Origin of the sequence: Paenibacillus sp. P32E, assembly GCF_001909085.1 — a bacterium.
Classification (GTDB): domain Bacteria; phylum Bacillota; class Bacilli; order Paenibacillales; family Paenibacillaceae; genus Paenibacillus_AQ; species Paenibacillus_AQ helianthi.
The window spans coordinates 269,110-286,531 of sequence record NZ_LVYY01000013.1; the positions used below are offsets into that span (position 1 = coordinate 269,110).

The 17,422-nt window shown below is 46.2% G+C and carries 11 protein-coding genes and 1 pseudogene; 1 reads left to right on the plus strand and 11 read right to left on the minus strand.

The annotated features are described in order from the left end of the window. Positions 1 to 61: 61 nt before the first annotated feature. The 10 genes from A3848_RS14215 to A3848_RS14260 form a co-directional block, all read right to left on the minus strand. Positions 62 to 958, minus strand: coding sequence for a carbohydrate ABC transporter permease (locus A3848_RS14215; RefSeq protein ID WP_074085590.1), 897 nt, complete (start codon positions 956 to 958; stop codon positions 62 to 64). A 13-nt stretch (positions 959 to 971) separates the two neighbouring features. Next, positions 972 to 1,922, minus strand: coding sequence for an ABC transporter permease (locus A3848_RS14220; protein ID WP_371916009.1), 951 nt, complete (start codon positions 1,920 to 1,922; stop codon positions 972 to 974). Positions 1,923 to 2,063: 141 nt separating this feature from the next. After that, a complete protein-coding gene (locus A3848_RS14225) occupies positions 2,064 to 3,032 on the minus strand; it encodes a LacI family DNA-binding transcriptional regulator (protein ID WP_074085591.1) in 969 nt (322 codons plus the stop codon). Positions 3,033 to 3,377: 345 nt separating this feature from the next. After that, the gene (locus A3848_RS14230) at positions 3,378 to 5,828 is read right to left on the minus strand and encodes a glycosyl hydrolase (RefSeq protein ID WP_074085592.1); all 2,451 of its coding nucleotides are present in this window, start codon (positions 5,826 to 5,828) and stop codon (positions 3,378 to 3,380) included. A 183-nt stretch (positions 5,829 to 6,011) separates the two neighbouring features. Further along, positions 6,012 to 7,718: an ABC transporter substrate-binding protein gene (locus A3848_RS14235; protein WP_074085593.1), complete on the minus strand. Its 1,707-nt coding sequence runs from the start codon at positions 7,716 to 7,718 to the stop codon at positions 6,012 to 6,014. An 82-nt stretch (positions 7,719 to 7,800) separates the two neighbouring features. Further along, entirely contained in the window at positions 7,801 to 8,739 is a 939-nt protein-coding gene (locus A3848_RS14240; RefSeq protein ID WP_074085594.1) for a carbohydrate ABC transporter permease, read from the minus strand. 14 nt (positions 8,740 to 8,753) lie between these two features. Continuing rightward, positions 8,754 to 9,710, minus strand: coding sequence for an ABC transporter permease (locus A3848_RS14245; protein WP_074085595.1), 957 nt, complete (start codon positions 9,708 to 9,710; stop codon positions 8,754 to 8,756). An 85-nt stretch (positions 9,711 to 9,795) separates the two neighbouring features. Continuing rightward, positions 9,796 to 11,343 (minus strand): response regulator transcription factor, encoded by a 1,548-nt coding sequence (locus A3848_RS14250; RefSeq protein WP_074085596.1) that lies wholly within the window; start codon positions 11,341 to 11,343, stop codon positions 9,796 to 9,798. Next, positions 11,336 to 13,120: a sensor histidine kinase gene (locus A3848_RS14255; RefSeq protein WP_074085597.1), complete on the minus strand. Its 1,785-nt coding sequence runs from the start codon at positions 13,118 to 13,120 to the stop codon at positions 11,336 to 11,338. The genes A3848_RS14250 and A3848_RS14255 overlap by 8 nt, the downstream gene beginning before the upstream one ends. Before the next feature lie 113 nt (positions 13,121 to 13,233). Beyond that, the gene (locus A3848_RS14260; protein ID WP_074085598.1) at positions 13,234 to 15,417 is read right to left on the minus strand and encodes an alpha-galactosidase; all 2,184 of its coding nucleotides are present in this window, start codon (positions 15,415 to 15,417) and stop codon (positions 13,234 to 13,236) included. 200 nt (positions 15,418 to 15,617) lie between these two features. On the opposite strand from A3848_RS14260, the gene A3848_RS14265 reads away from it, so the two are divergent. Further along, complete coding sequence (locus A3848_RS14265; RefSeq protein ID WP_083609648.1) at positions 15,618 to 16,520, plus strand: AraC family transcriptional regulator; 903 nt, start codon at positions 15,618 to 15,620, stop codon at positions 16,518 to 16,520. A gap of 254 nt (positions 16,521 to 16,774) precedes the next feature. On the opposite strand, the pseudogene A3848_RS14270 reads toward A3848_RS14265, so the two are convergent. Beyond that, positions 16,775 to 17,002: pseudogene (locus tag A3848_RS14270) on the minus strand (transposase); the annotation flags it as partial. Between the last annotated feature and the right edge of the window lie 420 nt (positions 17,003 to 17,422).

Consider the following 17,422-nt stretch of genomic DNA (forward strand, 5'->3'; position numbering starts at 1 on the left):
TCTTTCTTTGCATTTGTCTGAATGCTGCTGTACATCCCCCCCTTCAAGCACCATGTCAAAATCAACCCTTGATTGAGCCAATCATCACGCCTTTAACAAAGTACTTCTGAAGGAAAGGATACAATATGAGCAGCGGCAGACTGGATACCATGATGACACCGTATTTGATCAGTTCGGTAACGCGCATCTTCGCTGCATAGGATTCTACATCAAGCATCATGCCAGAGTTGACCTGATTCTGAACAAGAATGTTGCGAAGCACCAGTTGCAGCGGATATTTACTTTCATCATTCAGATAGATCAGAGCGTCGAAGAAACCATTCCAGAAGCCAACAACATGATACAGCACCATTACAGCCAGGATGGACTTGGATAAAGGCAGGACGATGCTCCAAAAGAATCTTGTATTGGAACATCCATCTATAGATGCCGCTTCCCACATTTCATCCGGTATGGACGACTGAAAAAAGGTCCTCACGATAATTACATTGAATACACCGCCTGCTCCGGGAATCACAAGTGACCAGATCGTATTCAGCATATGAAGATCCTTAATCAGCAAATAGGTTGGAATCAGCCCCCCACTAAAAAACATAGTAATCAGCAGAAACCACATAATTACAGATTTCCCTGCCAGATCTTTACGAGCTAACGGGTAGGCCGCAAATACTGTCACCGCAACTCCAATTAACGTTCCCAGAGTCGCATATAAAATTGAATTGGCATAACCTATCCATATGGACGAATCACTGAAAATCCGCTCATACCCATCCAGCGTGAAGCCCTTAGGAAACAACCAAACTTCACCTGAGTAGATATAATTAGGATCACTGAATGATGCAATCAGTACAAAGTACAACGGAAATAATACGAGCAGCATAATTACGGTCAACAAAAGATAGTTGATGATGTCAAACCATGCGTCTCCTCTGCTCTTTCTCTTCAATAATTGATTCAATATGAACTCCTCCTTACCAAAGACTGGTCTCTGTCATCTTTTTGGCGATCCGGTTTACGGTAAAAATCAGGATAATATTAATAAATGAATTAAACAGGCCAACTGCCGTAGAAAAGCTGTACTGAGCCTTCTGAATCCCCATTTCATACACATAAGTTGGAATAATATTGGAGGTGGCATAATTTAAATCACTCTGCATAAGGAACGCTTTTTCAAAGCCGATGCTCATAATGTTGCCGAGTGCCAGAATCAGCAGGATAACGATCGTAGGCAAGATGCTTGGAATGTCCACAAACCATACACGTTTCCATTTACTCGCTCCATCCATAATTGCAGCTTCATGCAGTTCGGGATTGACCCCCGCAAGAGCAGCAAGGTAGATAATGGTGGCAAAGCCTGTCTCCTGCCAAATCCCTGACAATATATACAGAGGACGGAACCAACCTGCATCAGCCAGAAACAGAATGGGATCTCCTCCGAACAAGGTGATGACGTGATTCACGATTCCGCTGTTTGGAGACAAAAACACATTGAGCATACCGACGAGTACAACGGTAGAGATAAAGTGCGGTGCATAGATCACGGTCTGCACAAATTTTTTGTAGGACTTGCCCAGCATTTGGTTCAGCATAATTGCGATGATGATAGGAGCCGGGAAGCCAAACAAAAGTGACAGAAAACTGAGTGTAAGCGTGTTCGTGATGATCGTCCAGAAGTTATAGGAATTAAAAAAATCTACAAAGTGCTGGAATCCTACCCATTCACTCCCCCAGATCCCCTGGCTTGGTGAAAAGTCCTTAAACGCAATCTGCACACCGTACATTGGATAATACTTAAATACGAGATAAAGAATAATGATCGGCAGCAAAAACAGATACAGTTCATAGTCGCGTTTAACTCGACTCCATCGATTACGATTTGGTTTGATCAAAGAATGATCCGTCCCGCTGGTTCTTGAATTCACCCTTAAACTCCCTTTCATGTAAAAGTAATCATTCATTTGAAACGTTTCCAAAATAGTATTGAAACGTTTCCAATTTAGAAAAGAAAAACTTCAGATCGTACATCCAAATCGATGAGCTGATGTTTTTCCGATCCAAGAAGATCAGGTAGTTTCACCTTTCTTGAATATAACGGGGATACGATACACTTGCTGATCCAAGGTAATATTTTCGATCTTGCTAAAGAGTAATCTGATTGTCATGCGTGCCATTTCTTCCACTGGCTGTCTGATCGTTGATAGTATAGGATGAAAATAAGGATTATCCTGAATCCCGTCGTAACCGATGACCTTTACATCTTCAGGAACACATATACCCTGCCTGCGTGCTCTTTCTATATAGTTGGCGGCTAACATATCAGTAATAGCGAAAATACCATCCACATCAGAATGCTTATCTAAGAACTCATTAAAATAGGCATTGTCGTCCACAATGGGGTCCGGTTTCTCATAGATCACATAATCGACTCCCAAGGCTTGTGCCTCATGAATGAATCCTTTTTTCCGGTTCATGGTTTCACTGAAAACAGAAGTAACACTTCCAATAAAAGCTGGTTTCCGCGACCCTGCATTCACCAGTTCCCTTAAAGCTAATCGTCCTCCCTCGTAATTATCCGAAGTGACGCAAGTGATTTTCTTGTTGAAGTGTCTGTCGATACTTACAATCGGAATGTCGTTGCTAATATTATTCTCGATATCGTTGTAAGTTATGCCCACAATACCAGCCACTTTATTTTGCCGCAGCATATCCAGATAATACAATTCCTTCTCGGGCTTTCCGCCGCTGTTACACAGCATAAGCTTAAAGCCTTCCCGATCCAATTCATCCTCAATGTAATAAGCCAATTCAGAAAAGAACGGATTCCAGATACTTGGAAGCAACAAAGCAACCATCTTGGATTTCTGCATCTTAAAGTTTCGAGCGACTTCATTAGGGAAATAATTCAGTTCTTGTATCGCTTCCTCTACTTTTCTGCGTGTATTAGGTTTCACAGCGCCAGAGTTGTTAATGACTCTGGACACGGTTCCTACAGCAACACCAGCTAAGTTGGCTACATCTTTAATGCTTGTCATTGAACACCCCCGAACTCTCTTATGGAAATTATAATATCACCAAAGTGGAAACGTTTCAACAGTTAATTTGGAAACGTTTCAATACTATAATTCTCACCAGAACTTTCCCCTTCGGATTCGTGGAAGGGACGCCATAGGTACGGGAATCCGCATCTACCAGAAAGGCTTAAACAAGCTGCCATGTGATCCTTGTTAGCCAGCAGCAACATATACTAATCTGTTCCTGCCGCCAATGCCCGGGAGGCATCAATAATGTATTTTAAGTATAGAACCTTTAATCCAGCTCCCGGACATTCGCTTAAATATTGCAAGATGGTCTTCACATCATCAACCGCATTTAATTATTTAGTTCACATATGCTATCAGACGTTTAATCATGACTGCAGCCTGTGCGCGATCTCCTGAATCCTTTGCCGCAAAATGGTCGCGGGTTAATCCCTTCATAAGTCCTGAAGCAACCGCTACATTGACACTGTCCATTGCCCAGGTACTAATAGATGAAGCGTCCGCGAACTGATTCAGAACATTCTTTACCGCTGCCGGTTTCTGACCAGCAAGTGCCGCAGCGCGAACGATCAGCACTGCCATTTGCTCACGCGTAATCTGTGTGTCCGGCTGGAAGGTACCGTCCGAATAACCTGTAATCAAACCAGCTTGAGCAGCGGTTCTAATCGGCTCCGCATACCACTTTGTTTCCGGAACATCTGTAAATTGGACGGGTGTACTTGAAGCGTTTAGACCCAGTGCTCTGGTAATAATCACTGTAAATTCAGCACGTGTCGTTAAACGGCCGGGGGCGAACTGCCGGCCGCCATCACCCTTGACCAGCAATTTATCCGCTAATAATTCAATATCCTCCTTAGCCCAATGGCCGCTGAGATCGGAAAATTCCGTAAAGGTATACAGGTTAGCCGGAAGTTCGTCGAGTGTGACAACATAGTCGCTCTGATATACTTTCTTCAAGTGTTCAGCAGCGTTTGTAGTGCCATCCTTGATGAAATCGCCTGTCCAAGTGCTGAAGAAGCTCCAGTACGCACCATAAGCCTGCAGCATATCCGGATCGGGTATCGGCCCGTTTTCCGCCAATCCGATTAGCTTCTTATTATTCACCAAAGAGCTTAGTCCCTCATACTTTGCAATGCTGGGGTTGTAATCACCTGCCGGGTTATACGTATCCACACTGGCAATATCCACGACATCGTCTCCCGGATACCATTCCGGTTTCTCGGAATTCCATACCCAGATCAGATTGTTCAGATGGTGATAATGGGTTAGCCGGTCAACCATCAGCTTCCATAACCGCTTCGCCGGCTCCGGTCCCTTTGCTCCCCACCAGAACCATCCGCCCTCTGCCTCATGCAGTGGCCGCCATAACACGGGAACACCTGCATCCTGCAGACGTTTCAGCTGGAGTGCGATATTATCAATGTCCCTGATAAGCAGGCTGTAGTCCTCAGAATCCGGGTGATCGAGCGCATATTCCACATCAAAGGTTGTATGCTCAGTGTAGAAGCCCCTCCACCATTCATTGCCGGGCTCATTCCCACCAATCCCCTTGGGGGCATTCCAATGCCAGCACAGAGCTACAATACCGCCGCGTTTGTACCAATCAATCATTTTTTCGACCTCAGTTGAAGTGGCGCCATTGTCGACACGGGAAGTGGAGTAATCCATTAAATCCGTGGACATTATCGCCGGAAATCTGCCGGTCTGCTGTCCGATCCATTCGGCATCCTCCAATGTTTGCTGACCCGATATGATTTTATGGCTATACTGGCTTGCCAAATAATTCATCAGCGCCTTGGCTTCAGAGGTCGCTTCCGGGTTAATTAGTTTGCCCGTCACGGCATTGCCTTCCGCTTTATCGGCAGCCGTCAATTTGACATAATCAATATTATACCAGCCCCAGTTCGCTGAGAACTCGATCGTGTTATCGCCTTCCTTCAGCAATGCTTTTCCGGCAGAAATTTCGCTGAAACCTGTCTGCTCCGGCAGAGAAATTTCCGAAGTTTGCCCGTTCACAATCATACTGGTTTTCTTCTCACCGTTTGGAGCACTGTAGCCTATTAGAAGGTTATACATTCCTGCCGAGGGTGCCTTGTAAGTAAAGGTAAGTGAACCTGATTGCTGGAATGCCGCATAACCTTGGCCGGAATACCCTTCACCTTGGGTTTCTATTGAAACGCCGCCGCTCATCACACCTTCCTCCGCTTCCAGCATGCCCCCTGCCTGAGATGCCCTGGCCGCTTCCAGCTTCAGATATTCAAGGCCATAATACCCCCAGCCCCGGTTGACCTTGATGGTATTCTTACCGGCATTTAACATCACTTTGCTAACCATTTTTTCAGCCCTAACCATACCTGCTGCAGGTGCATCCAGTGTTAACTCACCAGTGCCAACCCCATTAATTTGAATGCTCGTCGCTTTCCCGCCATAGCCTTCAGGAATATAGTAGCCTATACTCATTTTGTACAATCCAGCCTCTGTAACCTCTACAGTAAAGGTTGCACTTCCGGCCTGCTCCGTAGAGGACGCATTTTCAGCGAAAAAGAATGAGAGGTACCCTTCGCCATTATAAAGCCGATCCTGATCTTCAAAGACATTTCCGCGCTTCTCGATGCCATAGCCATCTAATACTGCATCTGCATAAGTAAGTTTGATAACGCCTGGTTGGCTGTCCGACTCTGCAGCGGAAGCTGCGGCCTCCGAACGATTCGCACCTGAATATACCAGTAAAGAGAAGACCAAACTAAAACATAATAAGCCTAATAGTAATCTCTTAATCTCCAGCCTCATTAACGTACCTCCTTGAATATCTTTGATAGCAATAGGATTCCACCACACATTAAAGCGCTTACATATATGGCAATAAATTTAGCCGTTGCCGCTGGCGGAACAGTCTATCTCTATCACTCATCATAGCAATGGGCCCGTTTCCCTCGCACAGACGTTGGAAACGGGCCCGGATGAGCAACTAGATTACTTTGAAGACCACAATTTAATACGGTCCTGGACATGCTTGGTATAGGCTTCTTCCATCTCTTTCACTCCGGCCTTATCCAGATCTTCCATGTAGGCGTCCCAGATCTTGTCGAATTGCTCCGGCTTAGCCATCACTGCTTCCGGAATTCGTTTCCAGGTAATATCCTTCATTTTGGCTCCAAGAATCACAGCAGGATCGTCGCTGGCAAGTGACATCGTATAAGCCGCACCATACGCTCTTGGCTCGAATTCCTCTTCTGACGGGAAGAGTTCCTTCCAATGATCCACACCGTATGCCTTCAGTACTTCCTTTTCCGCTTCACTATAGCTCGCCGTCAGCTGTTCCGGAAAACTCCGGGTGAAATAGTTTCCGGTTGAATCTTTAATCCCGTCCCCGTAATGAACCATCATATTCCAGTAAAGTCCGACACCCGATTCTTTTTGGAAAGCGGCGTTATCATTATCCATACGTTGCTGCACTGCCGGAATAACCTCACGTTTACCGTTTTCCATCGTATAATGCTTCCCTTCGATTCCCCAGTTATTGAGAATTTGACCCTCTTCCGAGGCCAAAAAGTCAAGGAACTGAATGGCACGTACCGGGTCCTTACACTTGCTGGAAATCGAGATCCCATACCCTCCGTCGAAGCCGGCCGGCCAGAAGCTGGTATCCTTGTACTCTTTACTCAAGGTAACCGGATAATGACCATAAGTCTGACCAAACTTACCTGCCGCCTTTAATGCATTCTGTGCATCTCCGTAATCCCATTCCGGATCCGCCAGCCCGAGAACACGGCCCGAAGCCACTTTAGCTTTAAACTGGTCGGTTTTCTGCACGAAGCTTTCCGGATCCAGCAGACCGATGTCGTTCATATGATTCAACCAGCGGAAATATTCCTTTTCCTCCGGACGGCGGAAATGATAAGTTGCCTGATGCGTTGCCTGATCGATGTAATATTCGCCGTCGTCCGGTCCCCCGGTTGTCTGGAATCCCGAGTTGGTAACCTGATACATATGCCAATCGTCCCCGTTTAGTGAGAGCCCGATATTTTTATTTCCGTTCTCGTCCGTCGGGTGTTTATCGATGTAATCCTGAATAACCTTTTCGTAATCCTTCACTGTTTTTATTTCCGGATAACCGGCCTCTTTAACTACACGATGCTGGAGTTCAAATCCGCCGTCGGCTTTCATTTTCTTCTCATCCACTGCTGACCAGGTTGGTATGGCATAAATCGCCTCATCATCCAGGCTGTACTTGGTCCGTACAAGCTTATCTCCTAACATTTTTTTGATATTCGGAGCATACTTGTCGATTAAATCTGTCAGATCGATGACCGCACCGGCGTCTACAAGCTTGCCGACATCTGCCTTTGCAGCTAACAGATCAGGATAGTTGCCTGTTGCGGCAATCAGTGAGATCTTCTGTACCGGATCACCGACAGCAAACTCTGCATCCAGGGTTACACCCGTCTTCTCCGTAATAATCTTGCCGACTTCATCCTTCATGTTATTCCAATTCGTGCTGCCGTCCTCCGAAAAATAGGTTAGCGTGATTGGCTTTATATCTGTCCCGGACGAAGAATCTTCCGCGTTGCTGCCCTCTCCGGCAGTAGAGCCATTATTCCCGCTGCATCCCGCAAGTGTCGACGCTATAGTCAGCGCCACCAAGGAAGAGACAACAAACTTCTTTTTTTCCGGCTTCATGAAGCAACCCCCTAATTTTATGAATTCGATCATACTTCGTATGAGACAGGCCTTAGCCTGGACACACCACAGCTGAGAGGTACTAACTCTTTACCGCACCGAGCGTCATACCTTTGACAAAGTATTTTTGTAAAAACGGATACACAATCAAAATCGGAACTGTAACCACAATAGTAATCGCCATTTTCACCGACTCCGGTGAGACCTGTGACATCCGCTCAGCCATGTTAGCAGTGTCTTGGGAATTAGTTGCACTTGTAGTCGTACTCTGTAGAATTTTCATCAATTCATATTGCAGCGTGGTCAAGGACTCATTACTGCCGTTAAACAGATACGTATCGAACCATGAGTTCCACTGGCCTACCGCAAGAAACAGGGCCACGGTCGCCAATGCCGGCTTGCACAGCGGCAGAATAACGCGCCAATATATCGTGAAATCGTTAGCCCCGTCCAGCTTAGCGGATTCCTGCAATGCAAACGGCAAACCGTCGATGAACGAGCGGATGACGAAGACATTAAACGCGCTTACAAGACCAGGCAGAATATAAACAGCGAAAGTATCAATCATGTGAAGATCTCTCATCAGAATAAATCCCGGAATCAGCCCGCCTGAGACATACATCGTGACAGCAAGAAACATGGAGACAAATCTTCTTGCCTGAAAATCGCTCCTCGCCAGCGTAAAGGCCAGCATTGAGCCGCTGATTAGGCCTGCTATTGTACCAATAACCGTCCGCAAAACTGATATTTTAAAACCGGTAATCAGACTTCCATAAGTAAAAATCAGACTGAAATTCTCCAGCGTAAACTGTCTCGGCCAAACGGTGATACCTCCCCGGACCGTATCCACCGAATCGTTAAGTGAGATGGCCAGCACGTTTAAGAACGGATAAATCGTCAGAACAGTTACAACAATCATGGATACATAAACAATGATTTCAAGAAACCGGTCATGTGCTGATTTCGCCTGACGGCTTTGTTTTAACCTGCCGACCTGCGTATTGCTGTTGACAACCCCCATGTCACCCTTCCTCCCTACATAATGCTTTCATTCGTAAAGCGCTTGAATACTCCGTTGGCCGCAAATAACAGCATCAGGCTAATCACAGAATTGAAGATGTTGATTGCTGTTCCGAAGGAGTACCTTCCCATGGCCAGACCATAATTAAGCGCATATAAATCAAGCACTTCAGAGTAATCGATGACCAGGTGATTCCCCAGCAAAAACTGTTTCTCAAATCCCGTTCCGAGCAAATGTCCGATGGACATAATCAGCAGGACTATAATCGTCGGCCGGATCCCCGGCAGCGTAATATGCCACATTTGTCTAAGACGGCTCGCACCGTCTACCCTTGCAGCTTCATATAATTCGGGGCCAATGCCGGATATGGCAGCGAGATAAATAATCGCATTCCAGCCTGTTTCCTTCCAAATATCCGCGCCGGTGACAATCCCCCAGAACAGGTGGCCTTGTGCCATGAATTGAACCGGCTGATCCACAATATTCAGGCCAAGGAGGATATCATTGATTACTCCGCCATCCGTAGAGAGCATCTTACTGACAATCCCTGCAGCCACGACCCAAGAGACAAAATGCGGAAGATAGGATACAGTCTGCACGAACCGTTTCATACTCTGCACACGTACTTCATTAAGAAGCAGGGCAAAGATGACCGGTACGATGAACCCGGCGATCAGTCCCATAAAGCTCATTGCCAGCGTATTTCGCAGCACTTGATAGAAGTGCTCATCCCGGAACAATGTTCGGAAGTGCTCAAAGCCTACCCACTTTTGATCAAAAAAACCGATTCCCGGCTTATATTTCTGGAAGGCCATTGTCCAGCCCCATAAGGGTAAATACTGAAAGACAAAGACCCACAGCACAAAGGGTATAGACATGTAATACAGGTATTTCTGATTCTTCAGTTGCTTCCACGCACTCTTCCTTCTTTTTTTGTATGCGTTTTCCGTTCCTAGTGTTATCGTTTTCATAGTTCCTCCCCTCTCTTGTTTATCATCATAATTCAGAGGAGAGGTGTATCCCATACTACGGATTTCGGGAAAAATCATACACAAACTATGGATTTTTATATTCGGACGGAGAACGGCCCTCGTATTTTTTGAATTTGCTGAAAAAGTAATTCACGCTCGCGTATCCGATCAGCTCAGCCACTTCATAGACTTTCATTCCCTGGGCCAGCAGCTCTTTGGCTTTTTGGATCCGGACTTTGTCCAGGTAGGTATTAAAGTACTCTCCGGTCTTACTCCTGAACAATTGCCCCAGATACGGTGTGCTGTAGTTCAGCAGGCCCGCCAGTGTTGATAGCCTTAAGTCTTCTGCATAATGTCTTTGAATAAAGTCGATCATTTGCTTAATCTCCTGTTCTTTGCCTTTCGGCCCGGAGTCCTCCATAAACTCCAACAGGAAATGATGGGTCTCTTCCAGAAGATCCAGTAGATAATCATACTGATAAATCCCGTTTAAGAAGCGTGAAACGGACTCCATTTCTTTGGGTTCTATCCGGGAGGAGGCTGCGAGCCTATGAATAATCGCGTTTGTCAGGAAGAAGAAGGATTGCCTGACCGACTTCTCCTCTTGTTCCTGTCTGTAAAATAAAGCAGCAGCCTCCTTGAGAAGCAGCATCACCATGGATTTATTACCTGCATCCAAGCTGTAATACAAGCGGAATATTAAATTATCCAGCACCTTTTCATCAGCTTCACCGCTCAGACAGGGATACTCGGGAGAAGACAACAGAATAAGGCCTGGCTCCAGAAGCCGGTCATTAAAGCTAAAAAAGGCTTGTTTAACCGCTTGCCTTGCATTCACATAAGCGTTGTAAATATGCTCGGGTTCAGTAACAGTTCCTCCGGTCGCAGCAATAAACCGGGTATCGCCAGCGATGCACCGGATCTCATCGTATAGCTGATCACGCCGCTGCCTTCCGTGTAAGGGCGCGTTGAGCAGGAGAATAATATACGGGGAGCTTTCAGTCACGATCCCCATATTCCGCTCCTCCATCCCTTGCTTCAGTCCTGCAGACAGCTGGCTTAAGGATTCCGAACGGTCGGCTTCAGATACACGGGGAGATATGACTACGATCTCGTAGTGGCTCCATAATAAACCCGTTTGTCTGATCATGCTTCGCAGCGTGGCCGGATCTTCATTCTTCTCCGGGTTGAGCAGCTTTTGCAGACACAGCTCCGGGTTATTCACCTGCGTCCTATTCCAGTCCCTCCGCAAACGTTCTTTCTCGATCTGCCCGCGTACGAGCTTGAGCGTAGCTGTCATTTCTGCGATATTGACTGGTTTAACGAGATATCCCGCTACACCGTACTTGATCGCTTGTTTGGCATATTCGAAGTCGGCATATCCGCTAAGAATGATGCACTGCATCTGATGATCCGCCGACCGCAAGTGCTGAATAAGCTGAAGGCCGTCCATAACGGGCATCCGAATGTCTGCGATTAATAGTTCAGGCTCTTCATCCTCGATGATCTTCAATGCATCTCTGCCATTGCCTGCGGTGGCGGCGATAGTGAAACCAAGGTTTTCCCATGCAATCAGTGTCTGGAGTCCCTGTCTCAGCTTCGGTTCATCGTCCACAATAACAACCTTAATCATTATCTACGCCTCCAGGAATAAAGAATGTAATCGTGGTGCCGGTTTCCGGTTGACTTTCGATACTTAAAGCACTGGATTCCCCATACATCAGAACGAGCCGGTCGTTTACATTTCGCATACCAATCCGCTCACTCTCTTGTTCATGAACGTCTTCTGCAAGCTCCGCCCGAATCCCGGCCAGCCGTTCTGGCGGGAAGCCAGCACCGTTATCAAATACTTTAATTAAAGCTCCGTCCGGTATTTTCTTCACTTCAACAGTAATGACAGCTCCTTCTTCACGGTTATCCAAGCCATGTAGAATAGAATTCTCTACCAGGGGCTGAATAATTAACGGAGGAACCGGCAGCTCCTGCAGGACCGGATCAACCGTTAGGTGATATTCCAAGCGGTCTTCATACCGGAACTTCTGCATATCGAGATAACAGCGTACGCGCTCGATTTCTTCCCGAAGGGGAATATTGCCGCTCCCAGCCTCCAGGCTGCTCCGCAGCAGGGTACTCAGCAGCCAAACAGCCTCCGCGATATCGTCCTGCCTGCGGATATGGGCTTCCATCCGTATGGATTCCAGGGAGTTAAAGAGAAAATGCGGATGAATCTGACTGGCCAGCATTTTGAACTTGATCTCGCTTTGTCTCTGCTCGATAAGATTCTTCTGGGCATTTGTTTCCTGAACTTCCTGGACCAGATCATGCACGCTTCTAAGAAGCGTATTGAATTGCTTGGACAACAGGCCGACTTCATCTTTACCGTCAATATGGATATACGTTTCCCAAGATCCCGAACCCACTTTGGCCATATGCTTGCTTAAACGAAGCATTCTCCGGGACAACAGTGTAGCAGAAGCATAGATAAGCAGGACAGCAAACAACAGGCTGACCATGATCACAACTGCACCCAGCAGAATAACCTGATCGGCTTCACGGGTAATCCCGGCAACGGTAATGATAGAGATCACGCGCAGCCCGTTCCAGCTGTTCGGCGGATTCAGATCCGCTATAACCACCTTGGAGTCTTTCCCTTTAACGACCGTGTTATAGCTTCCCTCCTGATTTAAAAGGATCTGTTCATCAACCTTGATGTCCGACAGATTCATCCCGGTCAGTTCCGCTTCATTAGATCCGACAATCCGGTTTCGGCTATCCACAATCAAGGTAGTAAATGATTCCTGATCCAGAATCGAGCTTAATTGCTGCTGATCCACATTAATGACCAATACTCCCTTTTTACCTATGGCATCCACGGGGAAAGAGCGAATGAGACTGATAGATTCTGTATCACTCTGTTCATTCTTAATGAGATTCCAACCGGCCAGTCCCTTCTGATCGATGGCTTCCTTATACCATGTTTGGTCCATAATGCTTTTGCCCGGCTGTATAAATTCCCAGTTATTCAGTGCAGTCGGGTTTTCGACATATACCCGGATGCCGGATATCTCCTTGTACAACTGGATATAATCGCGAATATCCGTATATTCACGGTAAGCCTGAATAACTTCACCGTAATTGGCATACTCCCGCGAGGCTACCTTCTTCATCCGGTTATCCACGGATAGACGGTAGGAAATGTCCAGCGGTACCTTAATCAGTTCCTCCGTACGCTTGCGAACGCGATCTACATTATCCGATACTTGCATAAAGGCATTATTAATTACGATCTCCCTGAGCTTTCCGGTTAAATAAAGTCCGGATAACAGCAAAGGAAGTATAGCCGCTGAAATAAAGGTAAACGCTAGTTTTTTCTTCATTCTCATATCATTCATCATGCGGATAAAATACATGGTTAACCCTCCCAGGCCAATGTTAACCGCTACATACCAAATACCCCTATTCATACAGAAAGGGGTATTGATTGGTTGAAGATATTTCTTCTGCGATTGGCTAATCCTATAAATCAAGCAATAGTTGGCTTTAATGCCCTAACTCTGAACCATCCGCTTTCATAATCCTTTTGTTCATAAACAATCGGTAGTCCAATCTGCATCAGCCTGTCTCCGCCATAGTTGTACTGTTCATCACTGTGCCCCGGACGAATCTCATATTCCAATTCCGGATGAAGGCCGGCAAGACGCAAAAATCTCTGAGGCGCGTTTGGCACGGCCATCACCTGAAAGTAGTAAACCAGTGCTTCTTCTTTATTGCCGGAAACAAACATCCAAGCTGACTCGTTGCCTTCGAACGGGCTCTTTAGACGGTACAAGTCCCCACTCTGTACCAATCCGCGTATCTCCTTATAGGTTACGATTTGGCGCTTGACCGTCACTTTGTCCTCTTCAGTGAATTTCGTCAAATCAAGCTCATAACCAAAGTTTCCAGACATTGCGACATCACCCCGAAAATCAAGAGGGGTTATTCTCCCAACCTGATGATTCGGCACAGCGGATACATGCGCTCCAATTGCACTTACGGGATACACAAGGCTGGTACCATATTGAATCTTTAGCCGTTCTACCGCATCGGTATTGTCACTGGTCCAGGTTTGCGGCATGTAGTATAACATCCCAGGATCAAACCTCCCGCCCCCACTGGAGCAGCTTTCGAACAGAATATGCGGAAATGAGGCAGTAATACGCTCTAACAGCTCGTATAACCCTAGAACATAACGATGAGCAGTCTCGGATTGACGTTCCGGCGGCAGGCCAGCCGAGCCAATTTCCGTCAGACACCGATTCATATCCCATTTCACATAAGCGACAGGCACACTTGAGAAAATAGCGGAAAGTGAGTCATAAATATAATCACGTACATCTTGGCGGGTGTAATCCAAAACGAGTTGCCATCTGGCTTCACTGCGTCTGCGCTCTGGAACATGAAGGCACCAGTCCGGGTGTTTGCGGTACAGCTCGCTGTCCGGCGAGATCATCTCTGGCTCAACCCATAGCCCAAATTCAAGGCCCAACTGGTTGATGCGCTCCGCCACATCGGCAAGACCGCCTGGCAGCTTCCGACGATCCTCGTACCAATCGCCAAGCGACGAATTGTCAGAATCCCGTTTTCCGAACCAGCCGTCATCCAGCACAAAAAGCTCGATCCCCAGCTTAGCGCCTTCTTCTGCTATTGATATCAGCTTCTCAGCATTGAAGTCAAAATAGGTAGCTTCCCAGTTATTGACCAATATCGGACGTTCTTCGTCCCGGTATCTCCCCCGGCACAAGCGGGTCCGGTACAACCGGTGATACGTCCGTGACATTTCTCCCAATCCTTGTCCGGAGTATACCATAACAGTCTCCGGAGTCTGGAAACTCTCCCCGGGACTTAACAGCCAAGTAAAGTCAAAGGAATTTATACCGATGCTAAAACGGGTAGAGCCGAACGAATCCACTTCCGCCACTGCTTCAAAGCCACCACTATAGACAAGGCTAAAACCAAAAGCCTCCCCCTGGTATTCGTTCGTTTCCGAAGTGACTAGCGCAGCAAATGGATTCATTTGGTGGCTGCTCATGCCCCTTTTACTATCGATTCGGGTCTCCCCTTGATGAAGACCTTTGCGGGTGATATTACCTTCCCGAGCCCATGCACCTGAAAGATAAGTGATCTCAAAATCGCGGTTACCCGGAAAATCGACACTGGCACTCAAGGCACGGCGAAGCCGTAACTTCTTGTCTCCCTTATTGGATAGACGGGCCGAGCGGACAATGACGTTACGGTCTGCGTAGATACAGTAACTCAGCACAACTATTAGACCCGAATAAGCATCCTTTAGTTCCACTTCCAATGTATCCGCTTCAGTCTCATCCTCTGTATAAACAGCCGGCAGTCCGGTTAAGGACGGTTTGCCTTTTATTTGCTTGTACCCCATATATTTAAGCTCTGTGATGCGTGTTCCATCCTCAAGTTCAACCTGGTATACCGGATTCCGGAAATCTCCGCTCCCATATTGCGGGTATTCTTGCGGCAGCCGGTCTAATCCGGCATTTACCGGGGTATGAAGCATCAGTTCAGTCATAGATTCCCGGTGTATCAGCCTGCTTCCCCAATAGACATGTACTGGATACCCGTTAACGATCTGAAAAATATAACTCATGCCGGACGACTGCAGATGAAACAGCCCTTCCTGCTCTTGTACGAATATGCCCATTGAAAATCCCCTTCTTTCTAGTTCATGCTATTAAGAGTTTATTGCTTCCAACTATTAATACATGGCTTAATACTTGATAAGCTTATATAATATAGCAGTCAGTTCTATAGAAATGATATATAAAATAAGCCGTCTAGTACATGGCTTGGTACTCACTAAATATATAATAATGCTAGATTATTATACCCAGGAGGCTTACTGTGCTCGAGTATTTGCCACGTAGTAAACAACACACAGAATTGCATACTACTCAATTCGGTATTGAGGAATGTATACCGGGTCACTTTTTTGGGCCAGCGGTGAGAAGTCATTATCTACTCCATTATGTATTAAGCGGACAAGGGATTTTTGAAGTCGAGGGAAAGAGGTATTCCTTAAAGAAGGGACAGGGGTTCTTAATTTTTCCGGATATTATTACTTATTATCAAGCCGATACAGCGGATCCCTGGACTTATTGCTGGGTTGGCTTTAACGGAACCTCGGCGGAGCTGCTCCTCAAGCAAGCCGGGCTAACCAAAGCATCTCCAATCATTCACTATGATAGAGATGATATGATTTACCAGTACTTACAGTTGATGAACGAATCAAGAGTATTCCATAAAGCCCGGGAAACCAGGCTGACAGGGTTACTATATTTATTGTTATCGCAGCTGGTGGAGTACGGCCCGGTGGCATCCCCTGAAGTTAAAGAGACCCGGGCAGAAATCTACGTTGAACAGGTAAAAGATTTTATCGAAATGAATTATCCTCAGAGCATTACTATTGAGGACATTGCCCAATATATCGGACTTAACCGAAGCTATTTGTGCTCATTATTTAAGGAGCGAATGTCGGTCAGCATTCAAAACTACTTAATTCATTATAGAATTAACAAAGCCTGTGAAATGATGGGGAATGCGGAACTTTCGATCGCTGATATTTCCCGATCCGTAGGCTATAATGATCCACTGCTCTTCTCCAAAATGTTCAAAAAGGTAAAAGGCTCTTCCCCTAAAAATTACCGGACGGAGATCCAGGCTCAAATGCAGGACGACACTCAAGAATCCATTATCCAGATTGAAGAGGAGCATTTATTTTATAGTTACATGCCAAGCTCAAATTAGCACGCACCAGTAATGAAACAACTTGCCTTAGTCTTAACGGTGCATGCACATTTGGACTTATCTGTATTGAATGGTCAATTTCATTAATATCATTATTTTTTAAGAGGAAACGGGTCTGTCAATAATTTTGTGTAAACTCTTTAGCAAGGAATTCCCCCGAAGGGGAATTCGCGACACTAGCGTAAGCACTGGCCGATCCGTTCCCAAAAGAAAACGGAGAGCTGGAGTAGCATCTGACCCCAGTTTTGGACACGGATTTGCCGGGAGGAATAGATTCGCTGGGTGTAGGCGTAGATAATAACTTTGGTGAGCATTTTAGGATGGTAGCTGTCACGACCGCCACCGGGATAGGCCGCGTCAAAGATGGCGTCGTCCAACCGGTTGACGGCTGCATTGACGACACGAACGAGGTGGGTCGAAGGAATATCTTCTTCGAGATCCATTGGCAAGCAAAGTTGGTCCATGGTATATTGAATGTACAAAAGAAACCTCTCCTTATGAAATGGTTGTGTGGTAACTCCATTTTACCAAAGGACGGTTTCTTTTTTTGTTTTTTAACGATTTTTGTACTAATTTCCGCTTAAACAGCGGAGAGGACGGACTGATTGTGGAAAAGCGGTAGCGTTCGCCTTTGTCCCCAGATTTTCACCGCTAAGGGGAATTAAAAAAATCTGGACACAACAGCGATTGGAACAACGGTCCGTTCGCGGAGCGTCCTCACGGAGCACAACGTTTGTCCGACTCCAAAAACAAGGGATGTCCCAAGTAGCCATTTCATGGCTTTTGGGACACCCCCTTTCGTCTATAACTCTTAAATCATTTCTCACATCAATTTCGTTGCATGATTCCAGCCAATGAGGTAGCATAATTTAGACATTCTTCGCTCTTGCACAACCGAAGAA